Source organism: Opitutus sp. (assembly GCA_024998815.1).
Classification (GTDB): domain Bacteria; phylum Verrucomicrobiota; class Verrucomicrobiia; order Opitutales; family Opitutaceae; genus Rariglobus.
Genome location: JACEUQ010000001.1, coordinates 70,235 through 94,302, shown reverse-complemented (window position 1 = coordinate 94,302; position 24,068 = coordinate 70,235). Strand labels below are relative to the sequence as shown.

General features: G+C 61.6%; 16 protein-coding genes and 4 pseudogenes. 12 read left to right on the top strand and 8 right to left on the bottom strand.

Annotated features, from left to right (window positions below; genetic code table 11):
- Nucleotides 1-226: 226 nt before the first annotated feature.
- Complete coding sequence (locus H2170_00365; GenBank protein ID MCS6298544.1) at nt 227-1,720, bottom strand: hypothetical protein; 1,494 nt, start codon at nt 1,718-1,720, stop codon at nt 227-229.
- Nucleotides 1,721-2,067: 347 nt separating this feature from the next.
- Between H2170_00365 and H2170_00360 the strand changes: the two genes are divergently transcribed.
- Nucleotides 2,068-2,211 carry a hypothetical protein gene (locus tag H2170_00360; protein MCS6298543.1) on the top strand — a complete coding sequence of 48 codons (144 nt, stop codon included), beginning with the start codon at nt 2,068-2,070 and terminating at the stop codon, nt 2,209-2,211.
- A 218-nt stretch (nt 2,212-2,429) separates the two neighbouring features.
- Here the strand turns inward: H2170_00360 and lpdA are convergent, their stop codons facing one another.
- On the bottom strand, nt 2,430-3,827 hold the full coding sequence (lpdA, locus tag H2170_00355; protein ID MCS6298542.1) for a dihydrolipoyl dehydrogenase: 1,398 nt from the start codon (nt 3,825-3,827) through the stop codon (nt 2,430-2,432).
- A gap of 85 nt (nt 3,828-3,912) precedes the next feature.
- Nucleotides 3,913-4,344: a phage holin family protein gene (locus tag H2170_00350; GenBank protein MCS6298541.1), complete on the bottom strand. Its 432-nt coding sequence runs from the start codon at nt 4,342-4,344 to the stop codon at nt 3,913-3,915.
- Nucleotides 4,345-4,449: 105 nt separating this feature from the next.
- On the opposite strand from H2170_00350, the gene H2170_00345 reads away from it, so the two are divergent.
- Complete coding sequence (locus H2170_00345; GenBank protein ID MCS6298540.1) at nt 4,450-5,178, top strand: DeoR/GlpR transcriptional regulator; 729 nt, start codon at nt 4,450-4,452, stop codon at nt 5,176-5,178.
- 42 nt (nt 5,179-5,220) lie between these two features.
- Here the strand turns inward: H2170_00345 and H2170_00340 are convergent, their stop codons facing one another.
- Entirely contained in the window at nt 5,221-6,810 is a 1,590-nt protein-coding gene (locus tag H2170_00340; protein MCS6298539.1) for a transposase, read from the bottom strand.
- 906 nt (nt 6,811-7,716) lie between these two features.
- On the opposite strand from H2170_00340, the pseudogene H2170_00335 reads away from it, so the two are divergent.
- The 6 genes and pseudogenes from H2170_00335 (at nt 7,717) to H2170_00310 (ending at nt 15,451) form a co-directional block, all read left to right on the top strand.
- Nucleotides 7,717-11,370 (top strand): annotated as a pseudogene (locus H2170_00335) (excinuclease ABC subunit A).
- A gap of 174 nt (nt 11,371-11,544) precedes the next feature.
- Nucleotides 11,545-12,528, top strand: a pseudogene (locus tag H2170_00330) (excinuclease ABC subunit A).
- Between the two features lie 105 nt (nt 12,529-12,633).
- The gene (locus H2170_00325) at nt 12,634-12,930 is read left to right on the top strand and encodes a hypothetical protein (protein ID MCS6298538.1); all 297 of its coding nucleotides are present in this window, start codon (nt 12,634-12,636) and stop codon (nt 12,928-12,930) included.
- Nucleotides 12,927-13,355, top strand: a complete 429-nt coding sequence (locus tag H2170_00320) for a VapC toxin family PIN domain ribonuclease (protein MCS6298537.1) — start codon at nt 12,927-12,929, stop codon at nt 13,353-13,355. Before H2170_00325 ends, H2170_00320 begins: the two co-directional genes overlap by 4 nt.
- 60 nt (nt 13,356-13,415) lie before the next feature.
- A pseudogene (locus H2170_00315) lies at nt 13,416-14,492 on the top strand (excinuclease ABC subunit A).
- A gap of 386 nt (nt 14,493-14,878) precedes the next feature.
- A complete protein-coding gene (locus tag H2170_00310; GenBank protein ID MCS6298536.1) occupies nt 14,879-15,451 on the top strand; it encodes a hypothetical protein in 573 nt (190 codons plus the stop codon).
- A 182-nt stretch (nt 15,452-15,633) separates the two neighbouring features.
- On the opposite strand, the gene H2170_00305 is transcribed toward H2170_00310, so the two are convergent.
- The 3 genes from H2170_00305 to purE all read right to left on the bottom strand — a co-directional run bounded on the left by H2170_00305 (nt 15,634) and on the right by purE (nt 18,983).
- Nucleotides 15,634-16,992 (bottom strand): UDP-glucose 6-dehydrogenase, encoded by a 1,359-nt coding sequence (locus H2170_00305; protein MCS6298535.1) that lies wholly within the window; start codon nt 16,990-16,992, stop codon nt 15,634-15,636.
- A gap of 278 nt (nt 16,993-17,270) precedes the next feature.
- The gene (locus H2170_00300) at nt 17,271-18,413 is read right to left on the bottom strand and encodes a 5-(carboxyamino)imidazole ribonucleotide synthase (protein ID MCS6298534.1); all 1,143 of its coding nucleotides are present in this window, start codon (nt 18,411-18,413) and stop codon (nt 17,271-17,273) included.
- Between the two features lie 81 nt (nt 18,414-18,494).
- Nucleotides 18,495-18,983: a 5-(carboxyamino)imidazole ribonucleotide mutase gene (gene purE, locus H2170_00295; protein ID MCS6298533.1), complete on the bottom strand. Its 489-nt coding sequence runs from the start codon at nt 18,981-18,983 to the stop codon at nt 18,495-18,497.
- A 102-nt stretch (nt 18,984-19,085) separates the two neighbouring features.
- Between purE and H2170_00290 the strand changes: the two genes are divergently transcribed.
- A complete protein-coding gene (locus H2170_00290; protein MCS6298532.1) occupies nt 19,086-19,487 on the top strand; it encodes a DUF3568 family protein in 402 nt (133 codons plus the stop codon).
- A gap of 170 nt (nt 19,488-19,657) precedes the next feature.
- Nucleotides 19,658-20,146 (top strand): annotated as a pseudogene (locus H2170_00285) (DUF456 domain-containing protein).
- 130 nt (nt 20,147-20,276) lie between these two features.
- Here the strand turns inward: H2170_00285 and H2170_00280 are convergent.
- Nucleotides 20,277-21,506, bottom strand: a complete 1,230-nt coding sequence (locus H2170_00280; protein ID MCS6298531.1) for an LL-diaminopimelate aminotransferase — start codon at nt 21,504-21,506, stop codon at nt 20,277-20,279.
- 106 nt (nt 21,507-21,612) lie between these two features.
- On the opposite strand from H2170_00280, the gene H2170_00275 reads away from it, so the two are divergent.
- The gene (locus tag H2170_00275; protein MCS6298530.1) at nt 21,613-22,458 is read left to right on the top strand and encodes a pantoate--beta-alanine ligase; all 846 of its coding nucleotides are present in this window, start codon (nt 21,613-21,615) and stop codon (nt 22,456-22,458) included.
- The gene (gene nadB / locus H2170_00270; protein MCS6298529.1) at nt 22,455-24,059 is read left to right on the top strand and encodes an L-aspartate oxidase; all 1,605 of its coding nucleotides are present in this window, start codon (nt 22,455-22,457) and stop codon (nt 24,057-24,059) included. The genes H2170_00275 and nadB overlap by 4 nt, the downstream gene beginning before the upstream one ends.
- The last annotated feature ends 9 nt before the right edge of the window (nt 24,060-24,068 follow it).

Below are 24,068 nucleotides of genomic sequence, written 5' to 3'. Positions count from 1 at the left end.
CGGGCCTGATGATCGGCCCCTGGCGGGGCCGGTCATCGGCTTTTACGACAGGTGATTTTGTAACCGCCAGAAATAGACGGTGTTCGCGCCGCCGCTCACAACGAATCACCCCAGCGACGTTAAACGGCGGCCCGAATCGATTTTTCCCGCCCCCAAGCGCGGTAGTAAGGTACGGCAAAGCCGGGGCGAGCCCCAGGGTTATTCACATTTTTGCCGGAAAATTGAATTAAGCGGCCAGCGGAAGTGTTATTTCCTCGGCAAGGATTCGTGACACCAGCCAGAGGTTGTGACCGAGTACACTCCAACCCACCGAACGGTAGCGGTTGGCAAACCCTTTACAGCGCAAGCGTCCGCCGAGGCGTTGTTTGAGGATCGCAATGCGCGCTTCGGTCGCCGAACGGCGCCGCTGCAATTGGGCGAAGCGTTTTTCGCTCAAACGCTCCTTGAGCGCGTGCGGATCACGCGGGCATACCGCATCGTAAACGTCTTGTTGCTTGAGCATTGCGGAAGTTTTTTTGGTGGCGAAGCCGCGGTCGGTGCCGACCGCGCTAATCGGCGCACTCAGGTCAAAGCGGTTCTGCCGCGCCAGGCTTTCCTCGAGTTGGCACCATTCTGCCGGAGCCGCGCCCTGGTAGAGTTGCCAGTCGGTGATTAAACCGGAGAGCGCCTCGCTCAACAGCAACGAGTTGCCAAACTCGACTTGGCTCCCTGCTTTGCCGCGAACCAGTACGTTCACATCAAGTTCATGCACGCTGAGGATCTTTTGGTCGTTGGGCACCGGGCGTCCGCCGATGATGCGCTCGTGGGCCTGCTTGATGACGGCGGGCAGTTGGCCGAGCATAGCGTCGATGCGGGTGGTTATCCGCTTGGTTTGGCGTTGGCTGTAATGGGTTTGGCTATACTTCTGCGCCAACAGGTCGCGGTGGCGGCGGGCATGTTCTCCGATCGTGCGTAACAGCGTCTTCATCTTGCGCAGGATCTGTTTACGCGCGCGCTTGGCGTCGTTGCGGCGGCCTGCGTGGGTCATTGACATGCACAACTTGTTCATCTGCTTGGCAAAGCACTCCGGCTCTTCAGGCATACGGTGGAGCAGTCCAGCGCGGCGGATTAAAATCATGGCCTTGAGCAAAGTCTTGGACACATCACGCAACAGCACCCAGTCCACCGGGAAGTGGATGTTGGTCTCCAAGCACGTGCCGTCGATGAGGCAAACATCCATGTCCAGCGGCGCGCTCAACCCGAGTTCAGTGGCGCGATCCTTCTCGCCGCACATCTCCACCAACACTTGCCCCATCCAGCGCACCTGTTCGGCGGTGAAAAACTTCGAGGCCCGCTCCAGCACACTTTTGGACGCCCCCTTGATTCCCTCAAGCGTGCGAACACCGCAAAAATCCGCCAGTAAATCACTTGAGGCAATGCTACGGGAAAGCTCGCGAAAGGATATGTTGCCCAAATGCACCCGCAACACTTCAAAGCGTAACGCTTTGAGCGCAAACTCCATACGCTGGCGTAGTTGTGCGACACTGGCTTGGCCTGCCCCCGCCTTGGCAAAGTCCATCGCCATCGTCTCCAAGTGGCTGCCACGCAACAACGCGTCGAGTCCTTCCAATTGCTGGCGAAACTCGGCGTAATCTTTATTGGCACCGACTGGCGTTAGCGCCGGACGCAACCAGCGTTGCAGGGCAATGGCCGAGGTGGCGGATACGGGTTTTGACTTCATGGCCGATTATAGCGGCTTTTTTTTGACCAAAACCAGGGAATTACCCCTCTTTAGGCATCATTAAACTTATGCTAATAGTTCACTGCTAGGTTTTTATGCTTTCGGGACAGGCTCGAGTTAACCGATTTGTGGCTGCTCGACATCAAGTCGTTTGATCCGGCGACGTACAAAAAGGTAACCGGTGTAGAAGTCGCCCCCACGCTCGCATTTGCGCGGCGTCTGGCGGAGCGCAAACGCCCGCTGTGGATCCGCTTCGTGCTCGTGCCGGGGCTGACCGATGACGAGGCAAACATCGACGGGGTCGCCGGATTTGTGGCGAGCCTGGGGCCGGCGGTGGAGCGTGTGAAGTGCTGCCCTTTCACAAAATGGGCGAGGCCAAGTGGGCTGCGTGCGGGGTGACCTACACGCTGGGCAACACCCCGCCGCCCACGCCAGAAGCCACCGAGGCGGTCCGCACGCGCTTCCGCTCGTACGGCCTGAAGGTTTTTTGACCCACGGCGCTTGGGCGCGCACAGGCCAAAACAAAGCGCGAAATTTGGCCAGGGACGGCCAACGCTACAAGGGATCGGAAGCTGTAGAGTTGGCCGTCCCTGGCCAATTTGCCTCAGCCCCCAATCCCTGGCCGGGACGGCCAACTCCACACTTTTCCGATCCCGTTGTAGGGCTTGTCGTTGTAGCGTTGGCCGTCCCCGGCCAATTCAGCTCATTCTCAGATATGAATCGCCTCACCCAGCGAGGCCGCGGCAGCCTCCATCACAGCTTCGCTCAGAGTAGGATGCGCGTGGATCGTCTGATGGATCTCGTCAACGGTCGCCTCCAACTCGATCGCCAGTCCGTACTCGGCGATCAACTCGGTGGCCTCGCTGCCGATGATGTGCGCGCCGTAGATTTCGCCGGTCTTCGCGTCGGTGATCACCTTCACAAAGCCCTCGCTGTCAGCGGAGGCGACGGCCTTGCCGGAGGCGGTGAAGGGGAATTTACCCACGCGGTAGTCGAGTTTCTTTTCCTTGGCGGCTTTTTCGGTGAGCCCGGTGCTGGAAACCTGGGGCTGGCAATAGGTGCAGCCGGGGAACTTGGTCACGCGCTTGGCTTTGCCGTGGCCGAACATGCCGTTAACGCAACTGACGGCCTCGAAGGTGGCAACGTGGGCCAGCCAGGGCGGCCCGATGATGTCGCCGGCGGCGTAGATGCCCTTGACGGTGGTCTGGTACTCGTGGTCAACCTTAACGTAGTTGCGGTCGAGATCGATCTTCACCGCGTCGGCGATGACGCCCTCGATGTTGGCCACCACGCCGATGGCGGACAACACCACCTCGGCTTCGACTTCCTGCTTTTTGTCGCCGGTGATGAAGTCCACTTTTACGGAGTCCTTGCCGACGCGGAAGTTCTCACACTTGGTGCCGGTGAGGATGGTGATGCCCTGTTTTTCGAGGGATTTTTGTAACACCTTGGCGACTTCCTCGTCCTCGACGGGGAGAACCTGATTGAGCATTTCGACCAAGGTCACCTTGGTGCCGAACGCATTGTAGAAATAGGCGAACTCCACGCCGATCGCGCCGGCGCCCACGATCACGATGGACTTGGGCAACGTGGTGTTGGCGAGGGCTTCGCGGGAAGTCATCACGCGCACGCCATCGACGGCGAGCTCGGGAATGCGGCGCATTTTGCAGCCGGTGGCGATGAGGATATTCTTGGTTTTGAAGAACTTCCCCTTCTGTTCGCCTTCGATGATCTCGACCATGCCGGGGGCGATCACGCGGGCCTTGCCGGTGAAATAATCAACCTTGTTCTTCTTGAGGAGGAACTCGATGCCCTTGGCCATCTGGCCGGCCACGCCGCGCGAGCGCTCCATGACCTTGGCGAAATCGAAGGTCACGTCCTTGACGGTGATGCCAAAGGACTCGGCCTTTTTGATCTTCTGGAAGAGGTCGGCGCTCTTGAGCAGGGCCTTGGTGGGAATGCAGCCCCAGTTAAGGCACGTGCCGCCAGCGCGTTCGAGCTCGATGCAGGCGACCTTCTTGCCCAGTTGACCGGCGCGAATCGCGCCCGCGTAACCCGCTGGGCCGCCGCCGATGACGATCAGATCGTATTCAATTGTGTCTGCCATAATGAAAAAAGAATGAGGAACAGTTACCGCTGAAGGAGGGGGCAAAGTCGCGCCGGCGGGGGCGCCGGTCAAAGAGAAAGTAAACTCAGATGTCGATGACGTCGGTCGGTTTGATCTTGGGCCGGGAAGGCGGGCGGGGGACGCCGCCGCCGGCGGCTGTGCGCGGCTTACCGATGAACAGACTCACAATCATATTGGTCAGACTCACGATCAAGGCGCCGCCCATGGCGTGCCAGAAGGTGTCAACCGAGAAGCCGTTGACCAATTCGCCAACCAAAAGGAACAGCAAGGCGTTGATAAACAACACGCCGATCCCGAGCGTGAGCACAATGAAGGGCAGGCTGAAGAGCAGCAGCAGGGGTTTAAGAACGGCGTTAAACAGACTGAGCAGCGCCACCACGGCCACCAGCGTCCCCAAGGAGTCATAGTGGATCCCTGGGATAACCCGGGTGGCGATGGTCACACCCAGCGCCAGCACCGACCAGCGCACCAGCAGGGCTAAAAAGGAAGAGTTCATCGCGCCACTCTCCACAGCGCGGGGCGCAGCGGGCAACGAAAAATCCACGACAGGCCCGCACACGCGCCTCGACCTTTGCGCACCGGTTCCTAAAAAACCAAAACCATGACCAACAAGCAGCGGCTCGACCTGATCGAGAAACACATCCGCAAGCACACCTACGCCGACCTGCACACGCTGGCCACGTTGTTTGGCAGCTCCTTGTCCACGGTGCGTCGCGCGCTCGACGAGCTGGAGTCGCGCGGGGTGTTGCGCCGCCACCACGGCGGGGCGTCCTTGGTGGAAACCGATGAAGTCGCCAAGGAGTACGATTTCATCTCGCGCGATCAGCGCCAGTCGGAGGAAAAATTTTCCATCGCCCGTCACATTGCCGACCAAGTTCAGCCCGGCATGACCGTCATCTTGGACGGCGGCACCACGATCTACGCGGTCGCCCGGTTGCTCACCGAGAAGCGCCTCCAAGTCATCACCAACTCCCTGCCCATCGCGGGGTTCTTCAGTGAAATCGGTTCGCTCGAAACCATCGTGACCGGCGGCAGCGTCCACAGCCGCCTCGGCGTGCTGGTGGGGCCGCTCTGCGAACAATCCCTTGACCAGATCCATGCCGACATCGCCATCCTCGGCGGCGCGGGCATCACCGAAGCGGGCATCTGGAACCACAACACGCTGGTGGTCGCCACCCAGCGCAAAATGATCGCCGCTTCCGAGCGCACGATCTTCGCCATGGACAACTCCAAATTCGGCCGCAAAGCCCTGAGCCTGACGGCGCCCTTTTCCGATAAACCTAAATCCGGCAATAGAAAGTGCGGCCGGCGGGCGTTGCCCGTCGGATAGATGAGGGTGGAGAGTGCTGCGGCAGGCTGAACGGAAGCGCGATCAGCTTGGGGCGGTGGCCAAAGGCGGTTCAGGGCCGAGTACAGGGAAGTTTTCCTGTAAAATCCTCGCTACGATTTGCCCCCAGCGCTGGGCGACACTCCATTGCTCCGCATTATGAAGGATACCATGTAACCATCTGGCCAGCTTTGTGATGAGTTCACTCAGGCGAGGTGCCTCGGCATGGCTCAAGCGCACGTCCAGGCGGCGTTGACCGGAGTGTTCGCTCTGCCGGGTCGCTCCGCAGAGCAGACGGGGACGTGTACTCACCGCCTCGTGGTGCTGACCGGGTTGAAGCAGGCGGTGATAGAGCGTCCACCAGTTGTAAACCAGTGCGGCCAAACGCGCGGCGTGCTGACAGGAGTTTAGCTCCTGGGAGGTAAACCCCGACCAGCTCCACTGGTTCTTGAGCTCGTCGAAGGGGTTTTCCGCGCCCCCACGTTCCCGATACAGGGTGGCAAGGGTAAGGATCTCGTAGGGCAGGCTCGTAACGAGGATCTGATGTTCGTAGATGATCGGCTCGCAGGCGGCCGCGTCGGGGATGTTCAGCAGCAAAGCGTGGTCGGCTTGCTCGCGCACGAGGCGGCGGCGGGCCCGGGGGTGGCGTTGGTCGTTGAGGCGACGGCGCAAGACCACCACACGTCGGGCCCGGTTCCAGCCTTGCAGGCGCAGGCAGCTTTCGCAGCCCTGCCAGCCTTGTCCGGCGTCGGTCCAAGCGGTGGTGGTGGTGCGTTCAAGCGCGGCCACCAGCTCGCGGGCCTTGGCGGTGCGGCGCAGTTTGAACAAATAGTTGAGTTTACGCGCTTCAGCTTCACTGAGCAGCGCCTCCTGGCCATAGGCGCAGTCACCGCGCAAAAGATGGGGCCGGCGCTCGGCTGGCAGTCGGTCGATGAGCGCCCACAGCCCCGCAAAACCATGTCCGGCGGCGGATTGATCGCCGGGGTGCACCTCCACGTCCAGACACAGGCGCAAGGTGGCGATCCAGTAGGTGTGGTAGGCGTGGCTGGGGCGTCCGGGCTTTTGCGGGTTATAGCCGATGCTGGCACCTTCCTGACGTCCATAGATGGGCTTGATGGTGACATCGATGTCGAGGATCCACTGGTTATCCAAAAACCCATGACAGGTTTGGTCGAGGTGACGCCGCAACCAGTCCTGCCCCTGCTCGGCACCGATGCGAGCCAGCGCCCGGCGCACACAATCCTCGCTGACAATCGACTTAAGTCCGAGCAGGCTCGGGGCAATGTCGTCGCCGCGCAGGGCCGCGAGGTGCGCGTAGCGATAGTGCCCGGAGAGCATCCCCAAAAGCAGGGTTCCAATCACGTCGCGAGGGCGGTGTGCGCGGTTGCTGCTGTAACAAAGCGGCGTGTCCGCAACCAGTGCCTCGAAGCCTCCTGTCGCACACAAGTACTGCGTGAAAAACACCAGTGCCCCCAAGGGGCTCACCGGCAACTCTGGGGCGAACTGCGCACGAAAACGTCCTCCGGGTGTATCCACAATCAACACCTCGGCGGCATCGCTTGGCGTTGCCTTGTGATCAGGGTTTTCTGACTCACCCTCGGGGTGAGCTTTTTCCGGCGGTAAAAACGGCGGCATATGACAGCCAAACAATCACCTGCGTGATTTTTGGCTAGTTTCTATTGCCGGATTTAGGATAAATTCACCATCGTCACCAACCAACGCCCAAGCCCCGCGATCGCCGCCGCGATCAAGACCAACGGCGCCACCCTCACCCTCGCGCCCAAAGCCAACGAAAAAGCGGCCGATAGCACTATTGTAGGGGAGCGCTAAGCACCTGCTCGTCCAAGGCATTAAGCACAAGTGCCCTGCGCTGGAAGAGTGCGCCGCGTTGCGTTCAGCGCAGTCTCTCTGTCAGACAGTAACATTTAAGTTGTCGCATCTGCCGGTACTGCAAAATCAACGGAATACTTCGATCCTTTTAGCCGCGAAAGAACGCAGAGAACGCATAGAAATACAGTGTTTGGTCTTTGCGCTCCTTGCGTTCTTTCGCGGCCAAACTGCCGTGGATTGTTGATTCAACACTCTTAAATTTACTGCCTGCTAAGTTTTTGGCTCAAGTGAGGGGGAAATCTGAGCTGCTCGCAGGTCGCATCCCGGTTTGCTTTCTGCAAATCACTGCGCTTCGTCTCCGCCGTGGTTCGTCCCTCCTTATCCGCATCCCCTTCCCTCGCCTCGAGAAAGCCCGAATGCATCCGCCTGCGCGGGGTTCGCCAAAACAACCTCAAGGGCTTCGATCTCGACCTGCCCTTGGGCAACTATGTGGTCGTCACCGGCCTGTCCGGCGCGGGTAAAAGCTCGCTCGTCTTCGACACCCTTCACGCCGAGGGCCAGAGGCGTTACGTCGAGACGTTCTCCGCCTACACTCGCCAGTTCCTCGACCTGCTCGACAAGCCTCAAGTCGACGCGATCGAGAACATCCGCCCGTCCATCGCCATCGAGCAGACCAACACGGTTAAAACCTCGCGCTCGACCGTCGGCACGATGACGGAGTTAACCGATTTCTTTAAAGTCTGGTTCAGCCACGTCGCCACCTGCTTCGACCCCGCCACCGGCAAACCGGTCGAGGACGACACCCCGGCCTCCATCTGGCAAAAAACCCACGCCAGCGCCCCCGACGCCGCCGTGATCGTCGCCTTCCGCGTCACCAAACCGGAAAAGCTCACCTGGCACGAAATCCTCACCCACCTCAAGGGCCAGTCCTACGTCCGCGTGCTCACGCCGACGCTCGACGGCCACCTCGCCGTCGCCCGCATCGACGACCTGCTAGCCAATCCCGAAGCCCTCGACGCCCAGCTCGCCCCGAACGCCGCCCTCTTCGTGGCCCAAGACCGCGTCACGCTCACCGCCGACGCCCGCGCTCGTTTCCTTGAAGCCGCCGAACAGGCGCTGCACTTCGGCCAGGGACAACTCTATGTCTTCTCCGCCGAGCTCTCAGCTCCCGGCTCCCAGCTCTTAGCTTCGTCGCCGCTCGGCCACTATTCGCGCGGGCTGCACTCGCCTGAAACGGGCCGCACCTTCCGCGCGGCCTCCCCCTCACTGTTTTCCTTCAATTCCCCGCTCGGCGCCTGCCCGCACTGCAAGGGCTTTGGCCGCATCATCGAGATCGACTACCGCCTGGCTATCCCTGACGTGACGCTCTCGATCGACGACGGCGCGATCAAATGCTGGGAAGGCGAGGTTTACGGCGCGTCCAAAGACGACCTGAAGAGCATCGCCAAACGGAAGAAAATCCCGACGAATGTCGCCTTTGGCAGCCTGACGCCGGAGCAGCGTGATTTTGTGATCAACGGCGAGCCCGGCTACGGGGAGAACGACCTCGAATGGCCGCGCGCCTGGTACGGCGTAAAGGGCTTTTTCCGCTGGTTGGAAAAGAGCACCTACAAGATGCACGTGCGGGTTTTCCTCTCGCGCTACCGCACCTATAACCTCTGCCCGACCTGCCACGGCACGCGCCTCCAACCCGAATCGCTCTGCTGGCGCTGGCAGGGCAAGACCCTGCCCGAACTCTACCTGACTCCCGTCGCCGAGCTACTCGCGCGGCTGCGCGAAGCTCCAAGCTCAAAGCTCCAAGCTCCAAGCGGCGGCGCCAGCGCCGCCGACCTCGCCCTCGATTCGATCCGCACCCGCCTGAGTTACCTGCAACAGGTCGGGCTCGGCTACCTCACGCTCGACCGCAGCTCCAAAACCCTCTCCGGCGGCGAAGTTCAGCGCGTCAACCTCACCTCCTGCCTCGGCACCTCGCTGGTGGACACGCTCTTCGTCCTCGACGAGCCCAGCGTCGGCCTGCACCCCCGCGACATCGAGCGGCTGATCGCGATCATCCGCACGTTAACCGACGCCGGTAACACCGTGGTGGTGGTCGAGCACGACGAAGCCATGATCCGCGCCGCCGACCACCTCATCGAGGTCGGCCCCGAACCCGGCACGCGCGGCGGCCACATTGTATTCCAGGGCGAATTGCCCGCCCTACTCGCCTCCGAAGCGAGCATCACCGGCCGCTACCTGTCCGGCCGCGAAACCATCGCCGCCCCCGCCACCCGCCGCCCGGTAACCCCCATCGCGCCAAAATCTTCGGACATTGGTCATCGGTCATTGGGCCTTGGTCATTCCCCATCGGGCATTGGTCATTGCGCATTGGACATTGGACATTGTGCATTGCCCCCCTCCCCCTCCGCCATTGGTCATCGGTCATTGGACCTTGGACATTGTGCATTACCTCCCGCCTGGCTGACCTTCACCGACGCCTCCAAACACAACCTGCGCAACGTCACCCTCCACCTGCCGCTGCACCGCCTCGTCGCGCTCTCGGGCGTGTCCGGCTCGGGCAAATCCACGCTATTGGACAACGTGATTCACCAGGGCCTGCTGGCGAAACGCCTCCAGTTAACCGACGATCCGGCCGTGATCGCCGCAATCACCGGCGACGAGCTGTTCGACGAGATTGTCCTGGTCGACCAGTCGCCGCTCTCACGCACCCCGCGATCCAATCCGGCGCTTTACACCGAGGCGTGGGAGCTGATCCGCGAACTTTTCGCGAAGGAGCCGGCCGCCAAAGCCGCTGGTTTTAACAGCTCGTCGTTCTCCTTTAACAGCGGCGAAGGTCGCTGCGACCACTGCCAAGGCCTCGGTTACGAAAGGGTGGAGATGCAGTTTTTGTCCGACGTATTTGTCCCCTGCCCGATCTGCGAAAGCCGTCGCTTCAAACCCGAAGTCTTGGCGATCCAATGGAACGGCCTCAGCGTGTCCGACCTGCTGGCGACGAGCGTGACCGACGCGCTGCCGCTGTTCGAAAATCACACGCCGATCCGCAGCCGCCTCGCCAGTCTGGAGTCAGTTGGCCTCGGCTACCTCACGCTCGGCCAACCGCTCAACACCCTCAGCGGCGGCGAATCCCAGCGGTTAAAACTCGTCAAATACCTCAGCGGCTTCTCCGGCGAGTGTCACCTATTAGGTGACACTTCTGCCGCGCCCCCCAACACGCCTAGTGCCAAATTGAAACGGGCTGCGGGGTCTGCCGGTAGGCCCATGAGCCATTCCCTCAGCGCCGAACTTCCAGCTACCAGCTCTCCGCTCCGAGCTCCTAGCTCCAAGCTCGCCGCTCCCAGCTCTCCGCTCAAAGGAGCGTTGCTCCTTTTGGACGAGCCGACGACCGGGTTGCACCGCCACGACGTCAAACGCCTGATCGCTGTGCTGCAGGCGCTGGTCGATCGCGGCCACAGTGTGGTGGTGATCGAGCACAATTTGGACGTGTTAAAATCCGCCGACTGGCTGATCGAAGTCGGCCCTGAAGCCGGCAGTGACGGCGGCCAAATCATCGCCGAAGGCCCGCCCGACGTGGTCGCCCACGCCGCCACGGCCACCGCCCCCTTTCTCCGCGAAGCCCTAGCCAGCTCAGAGCTAGGAGCTATGAGCTTGGAGCTAAGAGCTAATAGCTCCCATCTCCCATCTCCCACTTCAAAGCTCCCAATTCAAAGCTCTCAGCTCCTAGCTCCCAGCTCCCAGCTCACCCTCACCGGCGCCCGCGAGAACAACCTCAAAAACATCTCCCTCGCCATCGCCCATCGCCAGTTGACCGTCGTCACCGGCGTGTCTGGCTCGGGCAAATCCACCCTGGCCTTCGACATCGTTTTTGCCGAGGGTCAGCGGCGGTTCATGGAGTCCATGTCGCCCTACGCGCGCCAGTTCGTTGAACAACTCCCCCGCCCCGCCATCGACCGGCTCACCGGCATTCCGCCGACCGTCGCCATCGAGCAGCGCATCACCCGCGGCTCGCGCAAGTCCACCGTCGCCACCATCACCGAGGTCGCCCAATACCTGCGCCTGCTGTACGCCCGCATGGGCGTGCAACACCACCCCGACACCGGAAAACCGGTCCAGCCGCTCACCCCGGGCCAGCTCAAAAAGCTCCTCGCCACCGTCCTCGCCTCGCCCAAAGCCACCAAGGCGAAGCATCTCTACCTCTGCGCCCCGCTGATCCGCGGCCGCAAGGGCCACCACCAGCCCATCGCCACCTGGATCGCCGACCACGGCTACGAACTCATGCGCGCCGACGGCCGCCTTCTGCGCGTCGACACCTTCCAAAAACTCGACCGCTACTCTGAACACGACATCGAGGTGGTCGTCGCGGATTTGAAACAGATGTCAGATGTCAGAAGTCAGACATCAGATGTCGGAAATCGGAAGTCAGAGAGCAAAAAGCAGAAGTCCGAGGGCCGAACATCAGCAAAAAAAACTCCGACCTCTGACGTCCGACCTCTGACTTCTTCCGCCACGTCCCCTTCCGACACGACCCCTGACCTCCGACCTCTGACTTCTTCCGAAACTTCCGCTTCCGCCGCACTCGACCGCGCCCTTCAGCTCGGCAAAGGCTCCTGCTTCATCGCCTTGCCCACCGGCGACGTGCTTTCGTGGTTCTCCACCACCCGCACCGACATCGAAACCGGCGAGTCCTTCCCCGAGCTCGACCCGAAGCAGTTTTCCCACAACTCGCCGCGCGGCTGGTGCCCGACCTGCCGAGGCCATGGTCGCGTGTTCCCCTGGATGCTCGAACCGGTTGAGGACAACGAAGACGATCCCGCCGCCCGCCTGCGCGAGTTCGGCATCGTCTCCGGCGACGACCTAGCCGACACCGGCACGCCCTGCCCGGACTGCCACGGCCAACGCCTCAACCGCATCGCCCGCGCCGTCCGGCTGCACCTCAACGCCCCAACCAGCTCAAAGCTCCGAGCTCCTAGCTCCCAGCTTCCGTCCACCGTTTCCCTGCCCGAACTGCTCGCCAGCACGCCCGCACAACTCATCGCCCTGCTCGGCGCGCTCCAGCTCGACGAACGCGGACGGTTGATCACCCAGGACATCGTCCCCCAAATCCAGGAACGGTTAAAATTCCTCGACCACGTGGGTCTCGGCTACCTGGCCATGGACCGGCCCACCGACACGCTCTCGGGCGGCGAAGCCCAGCGTATCCGCCTGGCCGCGCAACTGGGTACGAACCTCGCCGGCGTACTCTACGTACTCGACGAGCCGTCCATCGGCCTGCACGCCCGCGACAACGACCGGTTGATCGAAACCCTGCTCACCCTGCGCGACAAAGGTAACACCCTTCTGGTGGTCGAGCACGACGACGAGCTGATGGAGCGCGCCGACCAAATCATCGACCTCGGGCCTGCCGCCGGCCGCCACGGAGGCGAATTGTTGGCCCAGGGCACGCCCGCCGAAATCAAAGCCAGCGCGAAATCGTTAACTGGCCTGTTTTTGGCCAAAGGCATCGCCCACCCCTTGCGCGGTTCCTATCGACCGGTACCCGCCCCCAAACCCCAAAAGCCTCGGCGCGCATAAAATCGACGCCCCTCGTGCGCCACAACTTGCACCCCACCCATAAAACCATATCGTGGCCCATATATGAAAACCACCTTGGATCTTCCTGACGATTTGCTGATTGAGGCCAAATCCGTCGCCGCCCGCCGCCACACCACGCTCAAGGCCATCGTCGAGCACGCCCTACGCCGCGAAATCCAGCAGCCCGCACCAGCCACGCCCGCCTTCGACTCCACTCTCTACGAAACCGGGCCCTTCGGCATTCTACGGCTCAAACGAGATCGAGGTGTCGTCGTTACGATGGAGGACATTCAAAAAATTCAGGATGCCATCGACCAAGAAGAACTCGACCGCGCCCTAAACCCCGACCGACCACTCTGATGTTTCTCTTCGACGCCAACCTGCTCATCGCGTTAGGCGAGGCCGGTCACCCCCATGGTGATGCTGCGCTGCGCTTTTTCACCGAACATGCGGTGCGCGACGGCTGGGCCACTTGCCCGCTGACCGAAAACGCTTTCATGCGCATCCTCGGCAATCCCGCCTATCCGCGCGGTCCAGGCTCCACTGCGGCCGCCCGCGAGTTGCTAGTAAAACTCACCGCCGCCCCAGGTCACCAATTCTGGCCCGACAACCACTCGCTACTCGACGCACGCCGCTTCCCGCGTTTACCCACCGCAAACCAACTGACCGACATTTACCTGCTTGCCCTCGCCGTTTCTCGGCACGCGCGGCTAGCCACGTTCGACCGCGGCCTCGACACCACCTGCGTTATCGGCGGACCCGCTGCTTACCACCTGCTTTCATAAACAATCGCACCCAAAGCGCGGTTACTTATCGCCCCCGTTTTCATGCCCTCCGAACTCACTTGGCTCACGCTCAACGGCGTGTGTTTCCGCAACCTGAAGCACTTCGACCTGCGCCTGCCGCTCGGGCGCTTGATCATGGTCGCCGGCCCCAGCGGGGCGGGTAAATCCACCCTGTTTCGCGACGTGCTTTACCCGGCGGTCAGCCACGCGATCAAGGAGAAGAAGTCCAAACTCACCGGCCGCGAATTCCTCAACGCCACCGGCTTCGCCCCCGAACCGGCCGGCACCGTGCCGTTCCTCGATTTGCGCGGCGCCGAGGGCTTTAAAACCGTGATCGAGGTCGACCAGTCGCCCATCGGTAAAACCCCGCGCTCCACCCCGGCGACCTACCTGGGGATTTTCGACCTGATCCGCACCTTCTTCGCGTCGCTGCCCGAATCGAAAATCCACGGCTACTCGGCCGGCCGGTTTTCCTTCAACACCGCCGGCGGGCGCTGCGAAACCTGCTCCGGCGGCGGGCGGATCAAACTGGAAATGGCCTTCATGCCCGACACCTACCTGCCGTGCGACGAGTGCCACGGCACGCGATACAGTGCGGATCTGGCCGACATCACCTGGAAGGGGAAAAATATCGGCCAAGTTCTCCAACTCACCTTCGAGGAGGCGGCGGTGTTTTTCGACTTCCACTCGCAGCTCGCCCAGGTCTGCAAACTGATGGTCGATTGCGGACTCGGTTACCTCACGCTCGGCCAATCCTCGCCGACGCTCTCCGGCGGCGAAGCCCAGCGGCTCAAACTGGTGACCGAGCTGGCCCACGGCTTGGCCAGTTACAAGGAACGCTCGCGCGGCATCGCGGTTAAAAACCTCTACCTGCTGGAGGAGCCGACCATCGGCTTGCACCTGAGCGACTGCGAAAAGTTGATCCACGTGCTGCATTCGCTGGTCGAGCAAGGCCACACCGTGGTGGTGATCGAGCACCACTTGGACCTGCTGGCGGAGGCTGATTATATTGTCGAACTCGGCCCGGTGGGCGGCCCCGACGGCGGCGAGCTGTTGTACCAAGGCCCGCTGGCCGGGTTATTGAAACTCAAGAGCAGCCCCACCGCGCCGTACCTGAAAGCTAAGCTCAACCGGTAGGGGCTAACACTAATTCAATTACATATTGAGAGTTACGGAATCCTTGAGCTCACGCTCAAGGCCACGCTCTGCCGTGAACGCCATTACGGAATCCTTGAGCTCACGCTCAAGGCCACGCTCTTCCGTGAACGCCATTACGGAATCCTTGAGCTCACGCTCAAAGCCACGCTGACGTGAACGCCATTACGGAATCCTTGAGCTCACGCTCAAGGCCACGCTCTTCCGTGAACACAATCCCGGTGGCCTTGAGCGTGAGCTCAAGGTGTTTTCCCCAACTGTTCCCCGCACTCGTGGCCCCCGGCGGACATTGCTCTTGTTTAAACCCCAAATCAGTGAAACCCCTTCCAGCCCGCGACCACCGTGTGGCCGCCCCTTTTTAACAACCCATGATTTTACGCATTCTCAGCCGGACCGGAACACTCGATAAACTAAAGGGCCGTGTGGTCACCGGTGAACACGGCCGCGCTTTACTCTGGGGCAGCCGCAATGCCCCCTGCGTGATCCACCTCGATGCCGAAAACCCCGCGGCGGAAAAAGCCATCCCCGGCGGCATCCAATTGGAGAGTGCCCAGATTGAGATCCAAAACCGGTACCAGGTCCATGCCACCGCCGCTGACCCGGCAGATACCGCCAACGACCTCTTTCTCGCCGTAAATCTCTACCTGCCTCCTGACTTCGCTGGCGAGTGCCCGATTGAAGTGGTCCGCCTGAGCGATGGCGCCAGTTTAAAGCACCGGTATTTTTGCGACACCACCGGCTTAATCAAACTCGGCCTGACCCGGACGCCCACCCGCTCAATTTATTCGTTCGTTTTAATCCGTAAGGGCGAGGTGGCCCGCCTGCTACACCGGACTGCTTCCAACGGAAAGATCGGCTGCTGGTATGTGGCCTACCAAGGCGAGACGCCCAAGGTTATTTACCACAAAGATTTCACTGCCCCGCCGCCTTGCCTGGTCTGAGCGCCCGAATAGGAGCGCTTTAACTTCAGCGGCAGGACAGGCGATCTAAACACCCTGAGCTCACGCTCAAGGCCACGAGGAGTGTGTTCGTCAAGCGTGTGGCCTTGAGCGTGAGCTCAAGGATGCCGTATACCTCAACTTGAACGCCAATGAGGATAACCGGACTCCGCCCCCGTCCGCGCTCAGCGCCCGATGCCGTGGGCACGGAAACCGAGGGCGCGCAGCGCGGCCAGATCGACGATGTTGCGGCCGTCGAAAAGGAAGGCCGGTTTCTGCATGCCCTCAAACACCTTCGCGTAGTCGAGGGTTTTGAACGCGTCCCACTCGGTCACGATCGCGACGGCATGAGCCCCGTGGCACGCCTCGTAAGCGCTGGCCGCCACGCTCAGGCGCGGGTTCGACTGCCCTTTGCCGAGCACGTCGGTGATGATTTCGGCGGCCGGAACTTTGGGGTCGTAAACCACCACGTTGGCCTGCTCGGCGAGCAGGTCGCGCACCACGTTGATGGCGGCGGTTTCACGGGTGTCGTTGGTGTCTTTTTTAAAAGCGAAGCCCAACACCGCGATGCGTTTGTCGGCCACCGTGTTGAACAGCGAGCGCACGATTTTGGCCGAGAAGCGCTGTTTTTGGTAATCGTTCATCGCCACCACGCCGTTCCAATAGGCCGCCACCTCGGGCAAACCCAGGGTTTCGCAGATATAGACCAGGTTCAAAATGTCCTTCTGGAAACAGGAGCCGCCGAAGCCCACCGAGGCCTTGAGGAACTTGGGACCGATGCGGGAATCCTTGCCGATGGCGTTGGCCACCTCGTCGACGTCGGCGCCGGTCGCCTCGCACAACGCGGAGATGGAATTGATCGAGGAGATGCGTTGGGCGAGGAAGGCGTTGGCCACCAGTTTGGAGAGCTCGGAGGACCACAGGTTTGTAGTGAGGATGCGCTCGGTGGGCACCCAGCGGGCGTAAACGCTGACGAGCTTGGCCACGGCGGCATCGCCAGCCGGCGTGCGTTCGCCACCGATGAGGACGCGGTCGGGGTTAAAGAGGTCGGGCACCGCTGTGCCTTCGGCCAAAAACTCGGGATTGGACAACACCTGGAACGACACGCCACTGGTGTTGGCGGCGAGGATCTGCTGAATCGTCTCGGCGGTTTTCACCGGGATGGTGGACTTTTCGACGATGATCTTCGGCGTGGTCGAGACCTCGGCGATGGTGCGGGCAACCGACTCAATGAAACGCAGGTCGGCGGCCCGGCCGGCGCCGACCCCGTAGGTCTTGGTCGGGGTGTTGACGGAGACAAAAATGATGTCGGCGGCGGCGATGGCGCCCTTCACGTCAGTGGAGAAAAAGAGATTACGGCCGCGGGCCTCTTTGACGACGGCGTCGAGGCCGGGCTCGTAGATGGGCAGGGTGTCGGAGTTCCAAGCCGCGATGCGGGTGGTGTTCATGTCCACGACCGTCACCTGGATATCCGGAGCCTTCAGGGCGATCACCGCCATGGTCGGACCACCCACGTAACCAGCGCCAATGCAGCAGATTTTCATAAATTAAAAGCCGACACGGTGGCGGGCGCTGGCGCCGAATCCAAGGCGCAATTTTGGAGGTGGAAAAACAAACTGCGGAGGGGTTACACCGAGCTGCACAGGGCCCGCCCTAAAGCGTCTTAATTTAATCTGTAGCCGTTTGAAGTAGCGCAGACTTCCAGTCTGCTTTGACTGAGAATGCAGACTGGAAGTCTGCGCTACTTCAGGCCACTTGTGGCTATAGCTTTATTTAAAACGCTCTAAGGCTTAAGAACTTGGCGGGTCCGAGCGGCCGGCAATCAGAGCTTGGCCTTGAGCGCTCGGGCTGCGTCGAGCGCGGCGTCGGCGGTGGCGGCGGTGACAGTGAAGTGGCCCATCTTGCGGCCGATGCGCGGCTCTTTTTTGCCGTAAAGGTGTAACTTGGCGCGGGGCTCGGCCAGAATCGCCTCCCAGTTGGCGTCGCCGGCGAGGTAACCGTTGTCCCATTTCCAGGCGTCGCCGAGGATGTTAACCATCACCACGGGCGAGACGACCGAAACATCGCCCAGCGGCAGGCCGCACACGGCGCGCACGTGTTGCTCAAATTGCGAGGTCACGCAGGCGTCGAGCGTCCAATGGCCGGAGTTGTGCGGGCGCGGCGCGAGTTCGTTGACCAAGAGTTCGCCGCGGTCGGTGAGGAACAGTTCGATCGCCAACAGGCCGACGACGTCGAGTTTTTCGACGATGGCGAGGGCGAGTTTCTCGGCGTCGGCCAGCACCGCAGCGTTAACCCGGGCCGGCACGATGGAGAAGTCGAGGATGTGGCGGGTATGGATGTTTTCGGCGACTGGAAAGGCCTTCACTTCGCCAATGCTGGAGCGGGCCACGATGACCGAGAGCTCGCACTTGAAGTCGATGAATTTCTCGATGACGCAGCGTTGTTTGCTGAAGGCGGCCAGCGCCTTGGCCAGCGAGGCCTCGTCGGCGACCTTGATCTGGCCCTTGCCGTCGTAACCAAAGTCGGCGGTTTTCACCACGCACGGCAGGCCCATGCGGCGGATGGCGGCGGCGAGGTCGTCGCCGGCCTCGACCTCAGCGAAAGGCACGTGAGGGAATGCGTTTTTACGCAGCCAGTTTTTCTCGCGCATGCGGTTCTGGCAGGTTTCCAACACGCTCCAATGCGGGCGCAACTGGGCGTGGTGGCCGATCTCACCCAGCGGCTCGGTGGGGATGTTTTCGAACTCGTAAGTGAGCACATCGACGGTGTGGGCAAAGGCCTTCAGCGCGACCAGGTCGGTGTAGGGGCGATTAACCTCCATAGCGGACACCTCGCCGGCAGGACCGTTGGCCTCGGGCTCATAGATGTGCACCCGAAAGCCGAGCCGCTCGGCCGCGTGGGCGAACATGCGGCCGAGTTGGCCGCCACCGAGGACACCGATCGTTTTACCGGGATGAATAATCATGGGGAAAGGAGCTGGGAGCTGAGAGCTTGGAGCTGGGAGCTGGGAGCTATTAGCTTAGAGCTGAGAGCTACTAGCTGGGATTTAGGGGAGTTTGGCGTCGAGGACTTTGGAGGTCTGCTCGGCACGGAAAGCGTCGAGGGCTTGTTTAACCTTCTTGTCGCCACCCGTTGAGAGGATGGCGGCGGCAAAGAGCGCCGCGTTGATCGCCCCGGCCTTGCCGATGGCGAAGGTCGCCACGGGAATACCGCCGGGCATTTGCACGATCGAATACAGCGAGTCCACGCCCTTGAGTGTGTGCGACTCCACCGGAACCCCGAGCACGGGCAGCGGGGTGAGCGCGGCGGTCATGCCCGGCAAGTGAGCGGCGCCGCCAGCACCGGCGATGATGACCTTCAGCCCGCGTTTTTCCGCGGTTTTGGCGTAGTCATACATTTTTTCCGGAGTGCGGTGAGCGCTCACAACCAGATGCTCGGCGGCGATACCCAGCGCTTTGAGCGTCTGTGCAGCGTGTTCCATCGTGCTCCAATCGGAGGTGCTTCCCATAATGATGCCGACAAGTGGCTTTGCCATAGGCGGAAAGCGATAAACCAACCCGAGGGCCGACCGCAAACTGGTTTTCACGTGGATAGCTTGAATCCCGTGCCGAGTGCGACTTGCTTAGCCCCTAATCGTATGAAGATCACCTCCGTTCCAATCCTCCGTTCCGCTCTCCTGGCCACTGGGATCGTGTTCGCCCTCGCCGGCTGCAGCACGGTCAACCTCGACTCCTCCGGGGACACCACGGCGGTTTACCAACTCAACGAATTCCGCATGGTGGTGAACTCGACTGCGCCGGCCACCTATGCCGCCACCCAAAAGGCGTTTCGCGAGCTCGGCCTGTTCGAGATCAAAAGCAGCAAACTGGAGACCTTTTCTGGCGAACTTTTTGCGCGAACAACCAAGGACGAAAAGGTTTACGTGAGCATCGCCGAAATCAACAGCCGCCAGACGATCCTCAAGATCCGCTGGGGAACCGGCGGCGACAAAAAGAACTCCATCGAGCTCTATAAGCTCATCGAGCGCCACCTGCGCTGAGGCGTGGGGGCGCGGGGCGGGGCGCCGATTAAATTGCCCGAAAAGTAGCGCGGACTTCCAGTCTGCCTCGGGGACTTGCCCTACGAAAACAATGCAGACTGGAAGTCTGCGCTACTTTTTGGCGGCAAAACCTGCGCTACTTTTAACCTCCCGCCGCTGTCCCTCTTTTTATGGAAACCTATGTCGTTTGGACGCTCACGGCCCTGTTCACGCTGATCGGCCTGGCCGGGGTGGTGATTCCGCTGTTGCCGGGAACCACGCTGATCCTACTGGCGATGGTTGTGCACAAACTGCTCCTGCCGGGTGACATTTCGTGGGCGGTGCTCGGCTGGATCGCCGGTTTTTGACTGCTTTCGGTGCTCGTCGATTTCGTCGGCGTGATTCTGGGAACACGAGCCTTCGGTGGCGGCAAGTGGGGGATGCTCGGCGCGGGTGGCGGCGCGGTGATCGGGATGTTTTTCTCCCTGCCGATGCTGCTGCTCGGCACCGTGCTCGGCGCGGTCGTGGCCGAAAAACTCATCGCGCAAAAAACCAACCGGGCGTCGTTGCTGGCGGGGGTCGGCGCGGCAGTGGGTTTCCTGCTTTCAACGATCGGCCGGTTGCTCTGCGCGCTGGCGATGATCGTGCTGTTTGTGATGGCCGTCGCCAACGCGGGATAAAACAGGCGCGACGTCGGACGCTACGCTACAAGACGGTCGCCGCTTGCGCATAAAAAAGCCCCAACCAACGGTCGGGGCTTTTGCGGGATGAACACGCGCTGAATTACCCAAAAACAGCCTGCGGGCGAATTTACTTCTTCAACGCGCCGGCGATGCGGGTGAGGGCTTTTTCGACGTTTTCGCGGCTGTTGAAGGCGCTGATGCGCACGTGGCCTTCGCCGCATTTGCCGAAGCCGGCACCGGGGGTGCAGACGACCTGGGCTTCGTTGAGCAGTTTATCGAAGAAGGCCCAGGAATCGGTGCCGGTGTTGATCCAGATGTAGGGCGCGTTGTCGCCGCCGATGCAGCTGAACCCGAGGTCGGTCATCGCCTTGCGGATGAGCGCGGCGTTGGCCAGATAGAAGTCGGTCATCGCCTTCACTTCGGCCTGACCCTCGGGGGTGAAGATCGCGGCGGCGGCCTTCTGCACGGGATACGAGACGCCGTTGAATTTGGTGGTGTGGCGGCGGTTCCAGAGCGCGTGGACTGAGTGGGCGTTACCCGCCAGGTCGTAGGCCATGAGCTTCTTGGGCACCACGGTGTAGGCGCAGCGCGTGCCGGTAAAGCCGGCGGTCTTGGAGAAGCTGCGGAACTCAATGGCGACCTCGTCGGCGCCGGGGATTTCGTAGATGGAGTGCGGGATTTGCGGATCGCGGATGTAGGCCTCGTAGGCGCTGTCGAAGAGGATCAGCGCCTTGTTCGCCTTCGCGTAGGCGACCCAGGCGGTGAGCTGCTCGCGGGTGGCGACGGCACCGGTAGGGTTGTTCGGGAAGCAGAGGTAAATCAGGTCGGTGGCAACACCGGGAATCGCGGGCACGTAGCCGTTGGCGGGCGTCGAATCCAAGTAGGTAATACCGGCGTAGCGACCGTCGAGATTGGTGCCGGTGCGGCCAGCCATGACATTGGTGTCCACGTAAACCGGATACACCGGATCGGGTATCGCGAGCTTGAGGCCCTCGGTGGCGAAGATTTCCTGAATGTTGCCACAGTCGCACTTGGAGCCGTCAGAGACAAAAATCTCGTCGGCGGCGATCGGGCAGCCACGGGCGGTGTAGTCGTGGGCGGCGATGGCTTCGCGCAGGAAGGCGTAGCCCTGCTCGGGGCCGTATCCCTTGAAGGTGGCGCGCTGGGCCATTTCGTCGACGCCGGCGTGGAAGGCCTTGAGCACCGAGGGAGCGAGCGGCTCGGTGACGTCGCCGATGCCGAGGCGAATGATCGGCTTATCGGGATTGGCGGTGGTGTAGGCCGTCACGCGCTTGGCGATGTCGGAAAACAGGTAAGAGGCCTTCAGTTTCAGGTAGTTCTCGTTGATGCGGATCATGGTGGGTGGGTTTAAAAAGTGCGTAGTACTGGGCGAAAAACTTGAATAAGCGCGGCGGCGAAGCTTAGTTCAAGCCTCGCGTTGTTCCGCGCGCCCCACCCGTTTCATGCAAACCATCACGTCCGTTTCCCAGATGCAGTCGCTCGCCGAGGGCCTGCGCGCCCAAGGCCAACGCCTCGCCCTCGTGCCCACCATGGGCGCATTGCACCCGGGGCACCTCAGCTTAGTCACGATCGCCAAGGGGCTCGCCCAAGTCGTGGTGGTGACGATTTTCGTCAACCCGACCCAGTTCGGACCGAACGAGGATTTTTCCAAATACCCGAAGCAACTCGACGCGGATCTGGCGGCATGCGAAGCGGCGGGCGTGGACTACGTATTCGCACCGGAAGCGGCGGATATTTACCCGAAGAATTACTCGACCTACGTGATCGAGGAGCACATCGCCAAGCCGCTCGAAGGCGCGTCACGGCCGGCACATTTCCGCGGGGTCACCACGGTGGTGGCAAAACTGTTTAACATCGTGCGCCCGCACATGGCGATTTTCGGCCAGAAAGACGCCCAGCAAGTCGCGGTGATCAACAAGATGGTCACCGATTTGAATTTTAACGTCGAGATCGTGGTCGGCCCGACCCTGCGCGAAGTCGACGGACTGGCCCTGAGCTCGCGTAACCGTTATCTGACGACGACCCAGCGCGGTGAGGCCCTGGTGATCCACCGCGCCCTGCGCAAAGCCGCCGACATGGTTGCCGCCGGCGAACGCCGCGTGGACCGCCTGATCGCCGAAGCCACCCACCTCATCGGCCAACAGCGCCGCGTACGCATCATTTATGTGTCGATTGTCGACCGGCTGACGATGGAAGCCATCAAGGGCGAAATCACCCTGGGCAAGGGCGTGATGACCATCGCCGTCTGGGTCGACGAAGTGCGTTTAATCGATAACGAAATCCTGTGAGCACCGGACCTTCTTTTGACGTCCTGGTGATCGGCAGCGGCATCGCCGGACTGAGCTTCGCGCTGAAGGCCGCTCGGCTGGGCCGTTCGGTGGCGATCCTGACCAAGAAAAACCAGGCCGAATCCAACACCAACTATGCCCAAGGCGGCATCGCGGTGGTCACCGGCAAAACCGACGACGTCGATAAGCACGTGCAGGACACCCTCGTGGCCGGCGACGGCTTGTGTGACGAAAAAGTGGTGCGCGAAATCGTGCGCGACGGCCCGGCCCGCGTTCAGGAGTTGGTCGAGCTCGGCTTGGAATTTTCTCGGGACGCCTCCGGCAGCTATGACCTCGGTCGCGAAGGCGGCCACACCGAGCGCCGCGTGCTGCACGTCAAGGACATGACCGGAAAGGCCATCGAGTCCGCGCTGATCAAGGCGCTCTCGCTGGAGCCCCGCATCGCGATGTACGAGCACATGTTCGCGATCGACATAATTACGCGCCGCAAACTCGCGCCCAAAACCCCTAAACGTGACGACCGCGTGCTGGGGGTTTACGCCCTCGATGTGCGCGACGGGCACGTGCTCACCTTTGAGGCACCGGTGGTGATGTTGTCCACCGGCGGCGCGGGCCAGGCCTACCTTTACACAACCAATCCCGACATCGCCACCGGCGACGGCATCGCCATGGCGTACCGGGCCGGCATCGAGGTGCGCAACATGGAGTTTATCCAGTTCCACCCCACCGCGCTGTATTCAACCAGCGGATTGCGTTTCCTCATCACCGAGGCGGTGCGCGGCGAAGGCGCCATCCTGCGCAACGCCGCCGGCGAGGCCTTCATGAAGGACTACCACCCGATGGCCGACTTGGCCCCGCGCGACATCGTGGCCCGCGCCATCGACACCGAAATGAAGAAAAGCGGCGTGGCCCACGTCTGGCTCGACATCACGCACCGCAACGAGGCGTTCCTGCGCACCCGTTTCCCCCTGATTTACAAGACCTGCAAGGACATCGGCATCAACATTGCCAAGGCGATGATTCCCGTGGTGCCGGCCGCCCATTACACCTGCGGCGGGGTCGCCACCAACCTCTCGGCCGAAACCTCGCTTCCCGGCCTCTATGCCTGCGGCGAGGTCGCCTGCACCGGCCTGCATGGGGCCAACCGCCTCGCGTCCAATTCGCTGCTGGAAGCGGTGGTCATGGCCCACCGCGGCTCACTCTCGGTGGACCGCTACCTCAAAAAAGCCCTGCGCCTGCCGGTCCCTGCGGTGCCCGCTTGGGTGGACCTCGGCGGCGGTGACGTGGACGAACGCGTGGTGGTTTCCCACAACTGGGACGAGTTGCGCCGGACGCTTTGGGATTACGTGAGCATCATGCGCACCACGCGCCGGCTGGAACGGGCCCGCACGCGCATCGCAAACCTGTCCCGCGAAATCCAGGACTACTACTGGAATTTCTCGGTCGACGCCCGCCTGCTTGAACTGCGCAACCTGACGCAAGTCGCCGAGATGATTGTGGCCTGCGCGTTGCAGCGCAAAGAAAGCCGCGGCCTGCACGCCATCGCCGATTACCCCAAGACCAAGAAAGTCGCGCGCGACTCCCGCGTGGTCAAAAACTAGGTTAGGCAG